The organism is Thermodesulfobacteriota bacterium, assembly GCA_040756475.1.
Classification (GTDB): Bacteria; Desulfobacterota; Deferrisomatia; order Deferrisomatales; family JACRMM01; genus JBFLZB01.
The window spans coordinates 1-14,047 of sequence record JBFLZB010000121.1; the positions used below are offsets into that span (position 1 = coordinate 1).

17 protein-coding genes and 1 pseudogene are annotated in these 14,047 nt (G+C 73.1%); 3 read left to right on the forward strand and 15 right to left on the reverse strand.

All coding sequences use genetic code 11. The features are described 5' to 3' along the window. Together AB1578_15910 and AB1578_15915 are read right to left on the reverse strand one after the other, a co-directional pair. Window positions 1-718, reverse strand: a 718-nt coding sequence (locus tag AB1578_15910; protein ID MEW6489388.1) for an AAA family ATPase, incomplete at its 3' end; no start/stop codon positions are given. Beyond that, entirely contained in the window at window positions 715-1,572 is an 858-nt protein-coding gene (locus AB1578_15915; protein MEW6489389.1) for an NAD(+)/NADH kinase, read from the reverse strand. The genes AB1578_15915 and AB1578_15910, both read right to left, overlap by 4 nt. Window positions 1,573-1,619: 47 nt before the next feature. On the opposite strand from AB1578_15915, the gene AB1578_15920 reads away from it, so the two are divergent. Continuing rightward, window positions 1,620-3,035 carry a replication-associated recombination protein A gene (locus AB1578_15920; GenBank protein MEW6489390.1) on the forward strand — a complete coding sequence of 472 codons (1,416 nt, stop codon included), beginning with the start codon at window positions 1,620-1,622 and terminating at the stop codon, window positions 3,033-3,035. A gap of 144 nt (window positions 3,036-3,179) precedes the next feature. Beyond that, window positions 3,180-3,668 (forward strand): universal stress protein, encoded by a 489-nt coding sequence (locus AB1578_15925; protein ID MEW6489391.1) that lies wholly within the window; start codon window positions 3,180-3,182, stop codon window positions 3,666-3,668. Between the two features lie 75 nt (window positions 3,669-3,743). Here the strand turns inward: AB1578_15925 and csrA are convergent, their stop codons facing one another. From csrA to flgF, 13 genes and pseudogenes are all read right to left on the reverse strand, one after another. Next, complete coding sequence (gene csrA / locus AB1578_15930; protein ID MEW6489392.1) at window positions 3,744-3,977, reverse strand: carbon storage regulator CsrA; 234 nt, start codon at window positions 3,975-3,977, stop codon at window positions 3,744-3,746. A 99-nt stretch (window positions 3,978-4,076) separates the two neighbouring features. Further along, complete coding sequence (locus AB1578_15935) at window positions 4,077-4,526, reverse strand: flagellar assembly protein FliW (protein ID MEW6489393.1); 450 nt, start codon at window positions 4,524-4,526, stop codon at window positions 4,077-4,079. A 25-nt stretch (window positions 4,527-4,551) separates the two neighbouring features. Then, a complete protein-coding gene (gene flgL / locus AB1578_15940; GenBank protein ID MEW6489394.1) occupies window positions 4,552-5,760 on the reverse strand; it encodes a flagellar hook-associated protein FlgL in 1,209 nt (402 codons plus the stop codon). A gap of 25 nt (window positions 5,761-5,785) precedes the next feature. Continuing rightward, entirely contained in the window at window positions 5,786-7,795 is a 2,010-nt protein-coding gene (flgK, locus tag AB1578_15945) for a flagellar hook-associated protein FlgK (GenBank protein MEW6489395.1), read from the reverse strand. Window positions 7,796-7,816: 21 nt separating this feature from the next. Then, the gene (locus tag AB1578_15950; GenBank protein MEW6489396.1) at window positions 7,817-8,302 is read right to left on the reverse strand and encodes a hypothetical protein; all 486 of its coding nucleotides are present in this window, start codon (window positions 8,300-8,302) and stop codon (window positions 7,817-7,819) included. A gap of 1 nt (window position 8,303) precedes the next feature. Beyond that, window positions 8,304-8,600 carry a flagellar biosynthesis anti-sigma factor FlgM gene (locus AB1578_15955; GenBank protein MEW6489397.1) on the reverse strand — a complete coding sequence of 99 codons (297 nt, stop codon included), beginning with the start codon at window positions 8,598-8,600 and terminating at the stop codon, window positions 8,304-8,306. Window positions 8,601-8,626: 26 nt separating this feature from the next. Beyond that, a complete protein-coding gene (locus AB1578_15960) occupies window positions 8,627-8,761 on the reverse strand; it encodes a hypothetical protein (protein MEW6489398.1) in 135 nt (44 codons plus the stop codon). A 100-nt stretch (window positions 8,762-8,861) separates the two neighbouring features. Beyond that, window positions 8,862-9,128, reverse strand: a pseudogene (locus tag AB1578_15965) (rod-binding protein). Further along, on the reverse strand, window positions 9,128-10,249 hold the full coding sequence (locus AB1578_15970; GenBank protein MEW6489399.1) for a flagellar basal body P-ring protein FlgI: 1,122 nt from the start codon (window positions 10,247-10,249) through the stop codon (window positions 9,128-9,130). The pseudogene AB1578_15965 and the gene AB1578_15970 overlap by 1 nt, the downstream one beginning before the upstream one ends. A 13-nt stretch (window positions 10,250-10,262) precedes the next feature. Beyond that, entirely contained in the window at window positions 10,263-10,958 is a 696-nt protein-coding gene (locus AB1578_15975; GenBank protein ID MEW6489400.1) for a flagellar basal body L-ring protein FlgH, read from the reverse strand. Between the two features lie 4 nt (window positions 10,959-10,962). After that, window positions 10,963-11,874: a flagellar basal body P-ring formation chaperone FlgA gene (gene flgA / locus AB1578_15980; GenBank protein ID MEW6489401.1), complete on the reverse strand. Its 912-nt coding sequence runs from the start codon at window positions 11,872-11,874 to the stop codon at window positions 10,963-10,965. 4 nt (window positions 11,875-11,878) lie between these two features. After that, on the reverse strand, window positions 11,879-12,670 hold the full coding sequence (flgG, locus tag AB1578_15985; GenBank protein ID MEW6489402.1) for a flagellar basal-body rod protein FlgG: 792 nt from the start codon (window positions 12,668-12,670) through the stop codon (window positions 11,879-11,881). A gap of 29 nt (window positions 12,671-12,699) precedes the next feature. Then, window positions 12,700-13,410 carry a flagellar basal-body rod protein FlgF gene (flgF, locus tag AB1578_15990; GenBank protein ID MEW6489403.1) on the reverse strand — a complete coding sequence of 237 codons (711 nt, stop codon included), beginning with the start codon at window positions 13,408-13,410 and terminating at the stop codon, window positions 12,700-12,702. 336 nt (window positions 13,411-13,746) lie between these two features. Between flgF and AB1578_15995 the strand changes: the two genes are divergently transcribed. Further along, window positions 13,747-14,047: CbiX/SirB N-terminal domain-containing protein (locus AB1578_15995; protein ID MEW6489404.1), on the forward strand; the 301-nt coding region annotated here is incomplete at its 3' end.

A 14,047-nucleotide genomic window follows, 5' to 3' on the forward strand; every position in this document is an offset into this window, starting at 1 on the left:
GCTCGGCTTCCGCTATCCCGTATGACTCCAGGAGCTTCTCGGCGTAGACGAGGAGGTCCCGCTCTGCCCGCAGGCGCTCGGCTTCGCCCGGCTCGATCCGGGCGGCCCGAAGCTCCTGGACCTGGACGCGCAAGGCCTCCGCCCGGTCCCGCGCGCGGGCCTCCAGGGTTTCAAGCCGGCCCACCTCGGCCTCGGCGGCGCGCCACGAGGCGAAGGCCCCCCGGTAGGCGTCCTGCGCCACCCTTCCCCGGGCGTCGAGGGAGGCGTCCAGGAGGTCGCGGTGGGTCTCTTCCCGCAGGAGGCCCTGGTGCTGGTGCTGGCTCGAGACCTCCACCAGGTGGGCGCCCAGCCGCGCCAGGACCGCCAGGGGGGCCAGGGCCCCGTTCACGTGGGCGCGGCTTCGGCCGTCGGCGCCCACCGTGCGGGCCACCACCAGGGACTCCCCCTCCTCCCGGGGGATCCCGGCCTCGTCGAGGATTGCCGAGGCTGCGGCCCGGGCCGGACCCGCGGGGGAGAAGAGCCCCTCCACCCGGGCGGCCTCGGCCCCGGCGCGAACCCCCTCGCGGCTCGCCCGCTCCCCCAGGAGCAGCCCCAGGGCCTGGAGCAGGATGGACTTGCCCGCGCCGGTCTCCCCCGTGAGCGCCGTAAAGCCCGACCCGAGCTCCAGCTCCACCGCGTCCACCAGGGCAAAATCGCGGATGCGCAGGAGCTCGATCACGCCCTTTCCCCCCCGTAGGAGCCGCCCCACATGAGCTTGGTGCGCAGCACCTGGAAGTGGTCGCGGTAGAGGGAGCGCACCAGGAGCACCCGCCGGCCGGACTTGTGCACCCGCACCACGTCGCCCTGCTCCAGCTCGAAGCCCTCCTGGCCGTCCAGGGTCAGGAAGACCTCCCCGTTCTTGGAGAGCAGCCGCACTTCCACCTGGGAGGAGTCCCGCAGCAGGATGGGCCGGTGGGTGAGGGTGTGGGGGCAGATGGGGCTGAGCAGCATGGCCGGCAGATCGGGGGTCACGATGGGGCCCCCCGCCGAGAGGCTGTAGGCCGTGGAGCCGGTGGGGGTTGCCAGGATCAGGCCGTCGCTCCGGTAGGTGGTGAGGTAGTGCCCGTCGACCCGGACCTCGAGCTCGCTGATCCGGGCCAGGGCGCCCTTGTTCACCACCACGTCGTTCAACACGTGGTACTCGGCGGTCTCCCCGCACGCCCGCCGCACCGTGCACCCGAGCGCGGTGCGGGGCTCCAGGGCGGTCTTGCCCTCCAGGAAGAGCTCCAGGGTGGGATGGAGCTCGTCCTGGGCGATCTCGGTGAGGAACCCCAGGTGGCCCAGGTTCACGCCGAGGATGGGGACTTCGCAGCCGCCCAGGGCCCGCACTGCGGCCAGGAAGGTGCCGTCGCCCCCCAGGACCACGAGCAGGTCCACCTCGGGGCCGCGGTCCTCGGCCACCCGGCGCTCGAGCTCGTCCTCGTCCAGGACGTGGAGACCCCGGGCCCGGGCCCAGGCCCCCAGCTCCAGGGCGACCTGGTCGGCCCGGGGGGTCGTCTTCTTTCGGAAGAGGGCGATCTGGGAGGGCCGCAACGGTGCTCCTGCTGGGCTGGCAGAGGGTGTGCTATTCTAGCAGACCCATGAAGGCCCCGAAAGCAGAGGTCCGCGCCTCGGTGTACGACCCATCGGCAGACCTGTCCGGCGACGAGCCCTTGCGCCCTGCGGCCGCGAGCGCCGATCCCCGGCCCCCCCTGGCCGAGCGCATGCGGCCCCGCACCCTGGACGAAGTGGTGGGCCAGGACGCGCTCCTCCAGCCGGGGCGCCCCCTGCGGCGGGCGCTGGAGCAGGGGGAGCTCCCCTCGCTGCTGCTCTGGGGTCCCCCGGGGAGCGGAAAGACGAGCCTCGCCCGGCTCCTGGCCGGGGAAGCCGGGTACCGCTTCGTGCCCCTCTCCGCCGTGCTGGCCGGGGTCAAGGACGTGCGCGACGTGGTGGCCGACGCCGCGGCGCGGCGCGGCCGGGGGGAGCGCACGCTGCTCTTCCTCGACGAGATCCACCGCTTCAACAAGGCCCAGCAGGACGCCCTGCTCCCCCACGTGGAGGCCGGAACGGTGACGCTCGTGGGCGCCACCACCGAGAACCCGTCCTTCCAGGTGGTCTCACCGCTCCTTTCCCGCACCCTGGTGGTGCGCCTGGAGCCCCTGGGGCCCGAGGCCCTGCGGGGGATCCTGGGGCGGGCGCTGGCGGACCCGGAGCGAGGCCTGGGCCAGCGGCCGGTGCGGCTCTCGCAGGGGGCCGAGGCGCTGCTGCTGCGCACGGCCCAGGGGGATGCGCGCCGGGCCTTGAACCTCCTGGAGGCCGCCGCCCGAACGGCCGCGGGGGAACCCGGGCCCGACGGGGTGCGCACCGTGGAGGCCGAAGACCTCTCCGCGGTCCTCCAGAGCCCCACCCTCTACCACGACGCCACCGGCGACTGGCACTACGACGTGGTGAGCGCCCTCATCAAGAGCCTGCGCGGCTCGGACCCGGACGCCGCGTTGTACTGGCTCGCCCGCATGGTCGAAGCCGGGGAGGACCCCCTCTTTCTCGCCCGACGGCTCGTGATCTTCGCCTCGGAGGACGTGGGCAACGCCGACCCGGCGGCCCTGCGGCTGGCGCTCGACGCGAAAGAGGCCGTGCACTTCGTGGGCATGCCCGAGGGGTTCATCCCCCTTGCCCAGGCGGCGGTGTACCTGGCCACCGCGCCCAAGTCCAACGCCTCCTACGCCGCCTACCTCAAGGCTCGGGACGACGTGCGCCGCCGGGGAAACCTCCCGGTGCCCCTGCACCTGCGCAACGCTCCCACCCGGCTCGCCCGGGAGATGGGGTGCGGCGAGGGCTACCTCTACCCCCACGACCACCCCGACGGGGTCGTGGCCCAGAGCTACCTGCCCGACGCCCTGGAAGGCCGCCGGTACTTCGCCCCCGGCCGCTTCGGCTTCGAGAAGGAGATCGCCAAGCGCCTGGAGTGGTGGCGCCGGCGGCGGGAGGCTCAGGGCCGGGCCACCGGGGAGAGCTGAGGGGGGCTGGCGCACGGGACGTGCCCGGAATCTGGGGCGACTCCGCGTCCCCGTCGGTATCGGGATCGGTATCGTGCTCCGATTTCGATAGCGATACCGATACCAATTGCGACGCCGAGACAGCCCCGCGAGGAGGGGAAACCGATGGAACCACGCACCGCCCCGGCCCCGGGAAGGGCCCGCTCCTTCCACCGCATCCTCCTGGCCACCAACTTCTCGCCGCGCTCCAAGCGGGCCTTCCACAAGGCCCTGGAGCTCGCGGCCGACCTGGGGGCGGAGCTCCACCTCCTCCACGTCCACAGCGTGCCGCCGCCCCGGCCGCTGTTCTTCATCACCATGCCCGAGGAAAACCACCGGCGCCTGTGCGAGCGGGTGCGAAGCCGGTCGCGCCGGCGGTTCGAAGACTTTCTGCGGGGGGAGCCGCTGGGGGACGTTCCGGTGGTGACCGTGGTGCGGGAGGGCCAGCCCCACCGGGAGATCGTGGCCTACGCGGCCGAGGCGGAGCTGGACCTGGTGGTGGTGGGCGAGCGGCCCGAGACCCGGGCCCAGCACGTGCTCCAGCACCTGGCCTTCGAGAGCGTGGGGGAGCGGGTACGGCGGGAAAGCCCGTGCCCCGTCCTCACCGTGCGGTGAGGACGGGGCACGTTGCGGGTTGCTCGTTGGAAGATCTTCTCCAACCCGCAACGGGCAACCTGCCACGCGCCGCCGTTACTTTTCTTTCTTTAGGAGCCCCTTGAGCCGGCCCAGGTCCAGGGGGGGACCCTGGGTGGCGGCCACGTTCTCCTTGCGGATCTCTTCGTAGATTTCCTTGCGGTGCACGGGCACCTCTCGGGGAGCCTGGATCCCGAGCTTGACGCTGTTGCCGTCGATGCCGAGGACCTTCACCTCGATGGAGTCCCCGATCATGATGGATTCGTCTACCTTGCGGGTGAGAACGAGCATCCTGACCCCCGAAACGGAAGGCAAACGGGCAATTTCCGGCGGACTATACCCGTTTCGAACCCCCGATTCAAGAAGTGCTCCCTTTTGGAAACACCCTCGTCAGGAGCCGTGGCACACACGCTTCTCTTCGGGGAAGAGGGGCGTGCGCACGCCGTGGCCCGAGCCGTCGAGGATCATCTGCCGGGCAAGCTTCCTGCCGGCGTTGAAGATGACGGGCGCCAGGAGGTTGGCGGTGGCCTGGGCGGGGTCGCCGGGCACGTTGAGGACCACGGCCACGGCGGCCTCGGAGCCCTCGGTGAGCTGGAGGTCGGCCAGCGCGGCGGCCTTGAGCTCGACCCGGTAGTCGGGAAAGAAGTGCCGGGGGTCGGCGATGAGGAAGCACAGGTCTTCGCGGTCCACCGCCTGGAACCACTTGAACGGGGCTTCCGGGTCCGGATCCAGCACCGCGAACCGGTGATGACCGGGAAACCCCACCATGGGCTCGGTGAGGGTGAGGACCTGCTGCTCGTCGATGTCGATCGGCCCGAAGGCCCGGGTCTGGATCTGCACGGTGGCAAACCTCCGCAGGGTGGGTTCAGCGCAGGAAATCGAGGATGGAGACGTTGAAGATCCGGGCCCCGGCGGCCAGGGCGATCTGGTAGGCCTGCTCCTCGGCCGAGAGTTTAACCACGGCCCCCGGCACGTCCACCCCCTCGATGTCCGACTTGAGGGTCTCGTTGGTCAGGTTGTGGGCTTCGAGCCGGTCCCGGGCAAACTCCAGGTTGCGGGAGCGGGCGCCCAGGAGGCCCCGCTGGTTGAGCAGGTCGTCCATGGCGCGGTCGAGCCGCCCCAGCAGGCGCGACACCGCGCCGGCGTCCTGGGAGTCCAGGGCCGCCGCCAGGTCGTCCAGGACCCCGAACACGTTCTTGGTGCCGGCCGAGAGGCCCAGCGCCGGCTCCAGGTTCCCCGAGAGGTCGGTCAGGGTGAGCTCCCCGGGCGCCAGGGTGTCGGCCAGGACGACGGAGAGCGTGCCGTCGTCGTTGAGGCGGGCCGCCAGGTTGGCCCCCGAGCCCCGCAGCGCCGCGTCCACGGCGTCGGCCAGCTCCCGGGGGGTGTAGGGATCGGCGACGCCGTCCCCGTCCCGGTCGGCGGGAACGGTCACCGTCACGGCCGTGGTCCCGTCGCTCGCCTGGAAGGAGAGGTCTCCCCCCAGGGTCACGGCTCCGGGCAGGGGATTGGGGCTGCGGGCCTCGGTTTCCCGGAAGGCCCGGTCCCCCGGGAGGTTCACAGCCACGCTCTGGCCGTTGCCGGTGTTGACCCGCAGGAGGTTCGAGTCCCCCCGGTAGGCGCCCCCCCCCTCCGGGAAGGGCGCCACCTCTCCCGCGGTGCCGGAGAAGAGGTACTTGTCCTGGTGCTTGCTCAGGGCCAGCTGGAGCACCCCGGCGCGAATGCCCCGGACCTCGTCGGCCAGGGCGGTAAAGCTGTTGGTCATCGGCACGCTGGCGTCGTTGGCACCTTCCACCGCGAGGCCCTTGGCGCGCATGAGGTTCTGGTAGGCCTGCTCCAGGGCCGACTCCGTGGCCCGGTGCACCGAGAGCGCCTCGTTGATGTTGCGCAGGTACTGCTCGGTGCGGGCCACCACCTCCTGGATGCGCACCACCCGGCTCGCCCCCGAGGGGTCGTCGGCGGGCTTGTCCACCCGCACGCCCGACCCGATCTGGCGGTTGAGCTGGTCGATGGAGCCGAGCCGGTTCTGGAGATTCCGGACCCAGGTGTCCTGGATGGTCCGCTGGGTGACGCGCATGGAAGATCCTCCTGGCCGCCCCGGCTCACCGCCCGACCAGGCCGACCCGGTTGATGAGCGTATCGATCAGGCTGTCCACGGTGGTGAGAAACCGCGCCGCGGCTTCGAAGCCCCGCTGGTACTGGAGCAGCTGCACCATCTCCTCGTCCACGTTCACCCCCGAGACGCTCTCGCGCTGGGCGTCGAGCTGGAGCAGCACCGACGTGCTCGCCTCCTCGAAGACCCGGGCGTCGCGGCCCCGGGCGCCCAGGGACTGGACCACCCGCCCCAGGAAGCCGGCGGCGGTCTCCCCGATCTCCTCGAAGATGCCCTGGACGGCGAGATCCGCGATGCGCCGGGCGGTCTCCCCGTCGCCCACCGCGGGGGCCGCGCCCCCCACCGGGGCCCGGGCGGCGGCGAGCTTGTCGGTATCGCGGGCCACCACCGGGTCCACGGCCAGGCGGCCGCCGGCCCCGAAGAGGGTAAAGGTGGTGCCCCCGAAGGGGCCGCCGGAGAAGTTCACCGTGGCGGTGCCCCCGGCCAGGAACCCCTGGGCCGTTCCCCCGGTGAAGGTCAGGTTGTTGGCGCCCGTCAGGTCCACGGCCACCGCCGGCCCCCCGTCCAGGGAGACGAGCCCGGTGGTGGAGAGCCCGTCGCTGCGCTGGAGGGAGGAGAAGGTCCCGGCTCCGGGGGCGGCCACGTCCACGGCAAAGGCGAGCCCGTCCACCGACCCCAGCGCCACGGCCGAGGCCGAGACCCCCGCCGCGGCGTCGAAGGACACCACCGGGCCCACGGCCTCGTCGCCCCGGAAGAGCTGGATGCGAAGCCCCTCCAGGTTGCCCGGCGCCGCGTTCTCCGAGACGATGCGCACGTGATAGTCCCGGTTGAGCACCGGGTCGCCGGTGTAGGCGCCGGCCGCGGTCAGGGTCAAGGTACCCGCGCCCAGGTTCCCCAGGGCATTGGGGGTCAGGGAGGAATCCACCCCCACGACCTCGAGCCGGTGGGTGCCCGGGGTCAGCGCGGCACCGGGGGCGATGGAGGCGATCCCCGTGCTCGGGGCCACGGCCACCGACGCCGCGCCGCCCGTAAAGGTGAAGAGATTGCGGCCCGGCTCCCCGTCCCGGTCCACCCCGGCCGTGTGCAGCGCGTTGGTCCGGTCCGCCACGGTGGCCATCCAGCGCGCGAGCTCCTCCCGGAGGCCCGGGGACAGCGTGTCGCGCAGCTCCAGGAGGGCGCCCAGCTCGCCCCCCGACGGGGTCACGGGCCCCTGCCCCACCCGGAACCCCGAGAGGTGGCCCGCCGCGTCGCGGGTCGCGGTCATCTCGAAGGCGTGGATGCGGTTGACCAGGTAGGGCCCCCCGTTGGCCAGCCGCAGGTTGAGGTAGGAGCCGTCGGCTTCGGCCTCGACCCCCAGCACGCCCGCGAGCTGCCGCACCAGGCCGTCCCGCTGGTCGCGCAGGTCGTTGGCCATGTACCCCGCCGCCTCGGACTTGGCGATGCGGCCGTTGAGGTCGGCGAGCTGCCGGGCCCAGGCGTTCACGTCGCCCAGGGCGTCGGAGACCGCCTCGTCGAACCGGCTCTCCAGGGCCTCCAGGTTGCCGATCTTCTGGTTGTACACCTGGGCCAGGTGCTCGGCCCGATCCAGCACCTGGGCCCGCAGGGAAGCGTCGGTGGGGCGGGCCGCCAGGGCGTCCCAGGCGTTCCAGAGCTCGGTCAGCGCTGCGTTGAGCCCGTTCTGGGAGGGTTCCCCCAGGGTCGACTGGAGCTCCTCGAGCCCCCGGGCCAGGGCCACGTCGAGCCCGTTCTGGGACGCGACCCGCACGATCTGGCGCTCCAGGTAGCCCATCTGGAGGCGCTCGATGCGGGCGGCATCCACCCCCGAGCCCACGGCCCCCTGGGGCGTCTGGATCGGCAGGCTCTGGGTCAGGGTGACCCGCTGGCGCGAGTACCCCTCGGTCTGGACGTTGGCCAGGTTGTGGCCGGTCACGTCCAGGGCCGTCTGGTGCGCGGTGAGCGCCGAGCGCCCGATGTTGAGGCCGAAGAAGATGTTGGCCACGGCGTCCCTCTCCTTGCGTCCTCAGGCGGTGCGCCCGGCCAGCCGGGGGCCGCACCCCACCCGGCCGGCGGGGTCGTAACAGGGGCCGCTGCGGGCCAGGGCCGCCAGGTGTCCGGCCACCGAGGAGGCGTAGCGCACGCACAGGCCCAGCACCGCGGCTTCCCGGGAGGCGGCCTCGAGGCCCTGCTGGAGCTCTGCGGCCGCCGCCGGATCCAGAACCCGGGACAGGGCGGTCTCGGCTCCGTACCCGATCCGCCGGGCCGCCTCGGCCGCCAGGCGCGTGCGCCGGCCACCGGCCCGGGCCAGCTCGTCGGAGGCCTGGCGCGCCGCCCCCAGGGCGGCCTCCAGCGCCCCCCCGTCCCGGCCCTGGGCGGCTTCCCGAGCCCGGCGCAGGGCCTGCGCGAGCTCGCGGGCGGCGGCGGCCTCCCGGCCCGCGGCCTCCCGGAGATCCGCGGTGGGCCCTTGGGTCCCGGTCCCCGTCCCCGTGCCTGTACCCCCGGGGCTCATGCTAGCCCCTCGCTTCGAACCCGTGCTCCCGCAAGAGGACCTCGAGCACCCGGGCCCCTTCCACCCGGTACGCTCCCCGGGCAATGTCGTCCGCCAGGCGCCGCACCAGGGGCTCGCGCACCTCGGGCGCCCCCAGGGCCAGGGCCCGGGCGCGATGGATCTCGGCGCTGCGCCCGGTCAAGCGCACGGCATCCCCGGCCTGGCCGGCCCCCGAAAACCCCACGGGCTCCGGCCGGCTCCGAGGAGCCGCCCGCTGGGGCGCCCCCGATCCCCCGGAGAACCCATCCCGGACTCTCATGTGTCCTCACGTTTCTTCCCCCCCGGCTAGGGGAGGGCGAGCCCCCCGTACCGCCGCCGGCCCTGGTAGGCCAGGAAGGCCCGGGTGAGCTCCCGCAGCCTCTTGCCGTCCCGGACTCCCCACACGTGCACCAGGAGCTCCAATACCTCTCTCCGGTTCATGGCCCGCCTCCTTGCGGTCTGCTCCGGCCTCGCGTCTCTGATCGGCTCCCGGGGGGCCCGACTTTACCTCCTGGGGTGCCAGCCGCTGGAGCAGGGCCTGGGCGAGCCCCAGCCCCTCCCCGCGGCTCGCCAGCTCCGCCCACTGGGCGTCCAGGAGCGCCTCGGCCGTCTCCCGGGCGAAGCCGCCGGCCGACCCGGAGCGCGGCACCGCCGCCTGGCGCATCTTCTGGAAGAGCAGCGTGGCGAACTCCTTCTCCAGGGCCCGACAGGCCCCCTCCAGATCCCGGGGCAGGGGTGCGCCGGGGCCCGAAGGGCCGAGCGCGGGGGGGCGGTACAGGGCGGCGTGGTGCAGGGCCAGCGGGTTCATTACAGGATCTCCAGCTCCGCCTCGAGGGCGCCGGCGGCTTTGAGAGTCTGGAAGATCGAGACCAGGTCCCGGGGCGTCACCCCCAGGGCGTTGAGGGCCCGCACCAGGCTCGCCAGGGTCTCCCCCGGCTCCACCAGGAAGACCTGGCCACCCTGTTCCTCGGCCTCCACGTCGGCCCGGTCCCGGGCCACCGTGCGGCCGCGCTCGGAGAAGGGCTCGGGCTGGCTGACCTCCAGGTAGGGGGTCACCCGCACCGTGAGGCTCCCGTGGCTGATGGCCACGGGGCGAAGCGTCACGTCCTGGCCGAGCACCACGGTGCCGGTGCGCTCGTCGAGCACCACCCGGGCCACCGCGTCGGTCTCGACGGTGAGGCGCTCCAGGTCCGAGAGAAACGCCACGGGGTCGTCCGCCCGCTCCTCGGGCAGCACCACCCGCACCCGGCCGGCGTCGAGCGCCCGGCCGTGGCCCTCCCCCAGGGCCCGATCCACCGCCCGGGCCAGGCGCGCCGCGCTGGTGAAGTCGGGCCGGTCCAGCACCAGGTCCACGTGCCCGTCCCCCAGGGGCGGCAGGGGGGCGTCGCGCTCCAGGAGGGCGCCCCCGGGGATGCGGCCCACGGTGGGGTGGTTCTTCTGCACGCCGGCTCCCCCGGCCGCCGCGGCGAACCCCCCCAGGACCAGCGCCCCCTGGGCCACCGCGTACACGTCGCCGTTGGGGGCCCGCAGGGGCGTGAGCAGCAGGGTACCCCCCTGGAGGCTCTTGGCGTCGCCCAGGGACGAGACCGACACGTCCACCCGCTGCCCCGACCGGGTAAAGGGCAGAAGCTCGGCGGTGACGATGACGGCGGCCACGTTCTTCACCTGGATGTCCCGGGCGGAAACCGCCACTCCAAGGCGCTCCAGGAGGTTCGCGGTGGTCTGGGTGGTAAACTCGGTGCCGGACTTGTCGCCGGTGCCGTTGAGGCCCACCACCAGGCCGTAGCCCAGGAGCTGGTTGCGCCGCACCCCGTCCACCTTGGCCACGTCCTTGACCCGCACCGCGGCGGCGGCGGGGGCCGCCAGCGAGAGGACCAGGACCACAGCGGCGGCGCGGGCAAGGAGTTCGGCGAAGGGTTGCGTCCTCATGATCTCCCTCTTCCTAGAACGGCCACACGGCGTCGGCGATGCGGTACAGCCACCCGGGGCGCTGCTGGCTCGCCAGGAGCCCCTGGCCGCCGTAGAGCACCTGGGCGTCGGCGAGATCCGTGGAGGTCACCGTGTTGGCGGGGGAGATGTCCGAGGGGCGGGCGATGCCCCGCACGAAGAGGTACTGGGTCTCCTCGTTCACCTTCACCTGGCGGCGGCCCTCCAGGACCAGGTTGCCGTCTTCGAGCACCTGGACGACCCGGGCCGCCACCCGGGTGCGCAGGAGGTCCTTGCGCTTGGTGGTGCCGGCACCCCGGAAGCTGTTGGCGGTGGACGCCCCGAGCTTGGGCTCGAAGCCCCCCCGGTTGAGGTCGATGCCGGCCAGGTTGGAGATCTCGGCGGAGACCGAGGCGTCCCGGGAGATGCCGGTGCTCGCCTCGCGGCTCGCCTCGCTCGACTCCACCACCACCACGGTGACCAGATCGCCGATCTCCCGGGCCCGGCGGTCCTCGTAGGCGAGCGTCAGGGGTGAGGCGTCCACCCACAGGCTCGTGGGCTGCACCGAGCGGTCCATGGTCCGGGCCACCGGGGCCAGGGGCGTGGGGGCCGGCCAGGGGGGCTCTTGCAGGTGGGCTCCGCCGGTGGCGCAGCCACCGAGCACCGCCGAAGCCGCGAAGAGGGCGAAATCGAGCCCGAACGTCCTTCTCATCCCATCACCTCGCCACGTCCACGACGCCGCCGTCCCGGAGCACTCCGGCCAGGCTGCGCCCGCTCGAGAGGTTCTCCACCCGCAGGGTGTCGCCCACCCCGGCCGTCTCCAGGGCCTTCCCCAGGGTGGTGGCGGTGACGCCCCCCACCCGCGCCACCAGGCGCACCGTATCCCCCCTCTTCACCGCGGGCACCGACTCCAGGTCCCGGGCGGCGAGGGGCGCCCCCGCAGGGAGCCGGCGCACCGCCCGGCGGCCCACGGCCTCCAGGGGATCGGCCAGGGCTCCCGGGCCGGGGCTCCCGGACTGCACGGCCACGTCCTCGGGGGAGAGCACGTCGCCCCGGCGCACCTCCCGGGCGAGCACCAGGACCGGGCTGCTGCGGAACATCTCGACCCGAGCCCAGGCCCGGGCGGCCCGCTCCCCGTCCACGAGCACGTCCACCCACACGGTGGCGGGGGACGAGAGGGCGCCCTCGGGCACCACCGCCTGGAGCTCGAGGATGCCCTCGGTCACCGGACGGGGCAGGGAGACCGAGGTGACCCGAAGCTCCTCCCCGGGACCCAGGCGGCCCGCCAGGGCCCGCTCCACGGCCTCCTCCACGTCCTCGCGGGCGATGTCGCGCCCGCCGCGCACCAGCACCACGTCCTCGGGAACCAGGAGCAGGCCCTCGGCCCCCACCTGGCGCGCCCGCTGGAGCACCCACGCGCCGCTCAGCACGCGCTCGCTGCCCGGCCGGGGCGCCCGGCCCAGGGCCACCTGGGTCCAGCCCCGGGGGGCACCGGGCACGAGGTCGGCCAGGGTGACGTCCTCGGCGGCCACCGAAACCCGGGGAGCAACGCGGTAGGAGGAGGCCTGGGCGAAGGGGACCTGGAAGGACCCGAGGCCCAGGATCGCTGCGAGGATCAGGGCGCGCACGGCGTTACCTCTTCACGTTGTTGGCCATCTGGAGCATCTCGTCCGACGCCTGGATCGCCTTGGAGCTCACCTCGTAGGCCCGCTGCCCGGCGATGAGGTTCACCATCTCCTCCACCACGCTCACGTTGCTCATCTCGAGAAAGCCCTGACTGATGGCCCCCAGGCCCAGGGACCCCGCGCTGCCCGTGATGGCCTCCCCCGATGCCGGGGTGGCCAGGTAGGCGGAGTGACCCGTGGATTTCAGGCCCGCGGGGTTGGAGAACCGGGCGAGCTCGATAGGGTTGCCCAGATCCTCCACCTCCCCCGTGTCGCCGTTCAGGATCGAGACCGTGCCGTCGCTCCCCACCGTGACCTCCACGGCGTTGGGGGGGATCGTGACCTCGGGGGCGAGCAGCCAGCCCTCGCTGGTGCACAGCCGCCCCTGGGAGTCGACCTTGAAGGAGCCGGAGCGGGTGTAGGCGGTGGCGCCGTTGGGCAGGGTGATCTGGAAGAAGCCGTCGCCCTCGATCACCAGGTCCAGGGGGTTGCCGGTCTCCCGGAAGTCGCCTTGGCTGAACACCTTGGCGGTGCCGATGACCCGGGCACCCTGCCCCACCTCGAAGCCCGTGGGAAACTCTCCCCCCGCGCTCGAGGCCGCGCCCGCCGAGCGCAGCGACTGGTAGAGCAGGTCCTGGAAGTCGGCCCGGGTCCGCTTGAACCCGGTGGTGTTCACATTGGCCAGGTTGTTGGCGATCACGTCCACGTTGACCTGCTGGGCCTGCATGCCCGCAGCGGCGGTCCAAAGGGCTCGAATCATTGCGTCTCCTCCCGTTTCCGCGGCCCGGCTCAGGCCACGCGGCCCAGGCGCACTGCCTGGGAAGTGGCTTCGTCCACCGTCTGAATTGCCTTCTGGTATGCCTCGAAGGCCCGCAGGGTCTCCACCATGCGGGTCATCCCGGCCACGCCGTCCAGGTTGGAGCCCTCCAAGGCTCCCTGCACCACGCGGCCGTTCTCCGCCGGCACCGCCTGGGCGCCGGCAACAGGGTAGTAGAGGCTTGCGCCCGCGGGGCGAAGCGCCTGCGCGTCCTCGAAGGTCTCGAGGCGCAACCGATCCACCCGGCGGCCCTCCACCCGCAGCGTGCCGTCGCCGCCCACCTGCACCTCGCCCTGCCCCGGCACCCGTACCGGGCCGTCTTCCCCCAGCACCGGGTTGCCCGCGCGGTCCACCAGGGAACCGTCTGCACGCAGAGCGAACCCCCCGTTGCGGGTGTAGGCCACGCCCCCCGGCGTCTCCACGGCGAAGAAGCCTTCCCCGTCAACGGCCAGGTCCAGGGGGCGCCCGGTGGTGCGCAGGGGCCCGGAGCTCGGGTCCAGGAAGTGCTCGGCCTGGGCGGTCTGCACGTCCGTGGCCGTGCCCCCGGTGGGAACCTCCCGGCGCACGAGCCCCGAGCTGCGAAACCCTGGCGTCTGGACGTTGCCCAGGTTGTGGGACAGGAGGTCCATCTTCCGGCTTTCCACCATCATCCCGCTCGTGGCCGTGTACAGCGCTCGGATCATCGTCGCGCCCTCCTGCCGGGGGACGTAGCAAGAGGGGTGCCAAGCGCCCCAAGGGCGACCCGGCGCGGAAAACCGGGTGCCGGGGCGCGGCGTCCGCCGCTCCCGGGGGGCAGGGGGCGGACCCCGGGGGGGAAGTTCGGGCTGCCGGGGGCGAGGCACGACTCCGAAAGGACTCAGGTGACGGCAACGGCCCAAAGGACGAGTGCCCCCGTCCTCGCAGTCCTTGGGGTCCTTGGGGTCCTTTCGCGCCCCTGCCGTGCGCTTGACACCCGAGAAACCCCTGTGTGAGCATCGCGGCCGGATATGGTTTCAGCCCCTCCAGAGAAACCGGGAGCCATGCAAGACACGCATACGGCGGTGATCCTCCTCGGCCACGGGAGCCGGCTCCCCGAAGCCAACGCGGCGCTCGACGGGGTGGCCCGGCAGGTGGCCGCGCTCCTCGGGGAGACCCGGGTGGAGGTGGCCTTCTTGCAGATGGCGCAACCCGGCCTCGCCGCGGCGGCGGACCGGGGCGCCGCGGCCGGGGCCCGGACCGTGGTGATCGTGCCCTTCTTCCTCTTTCCGGGAGCCCACGTGCGCGACGACATCCCCCACGAGCTCGAACAACTGCGGCTCCGCCACCCCGGGGTGACCTTTT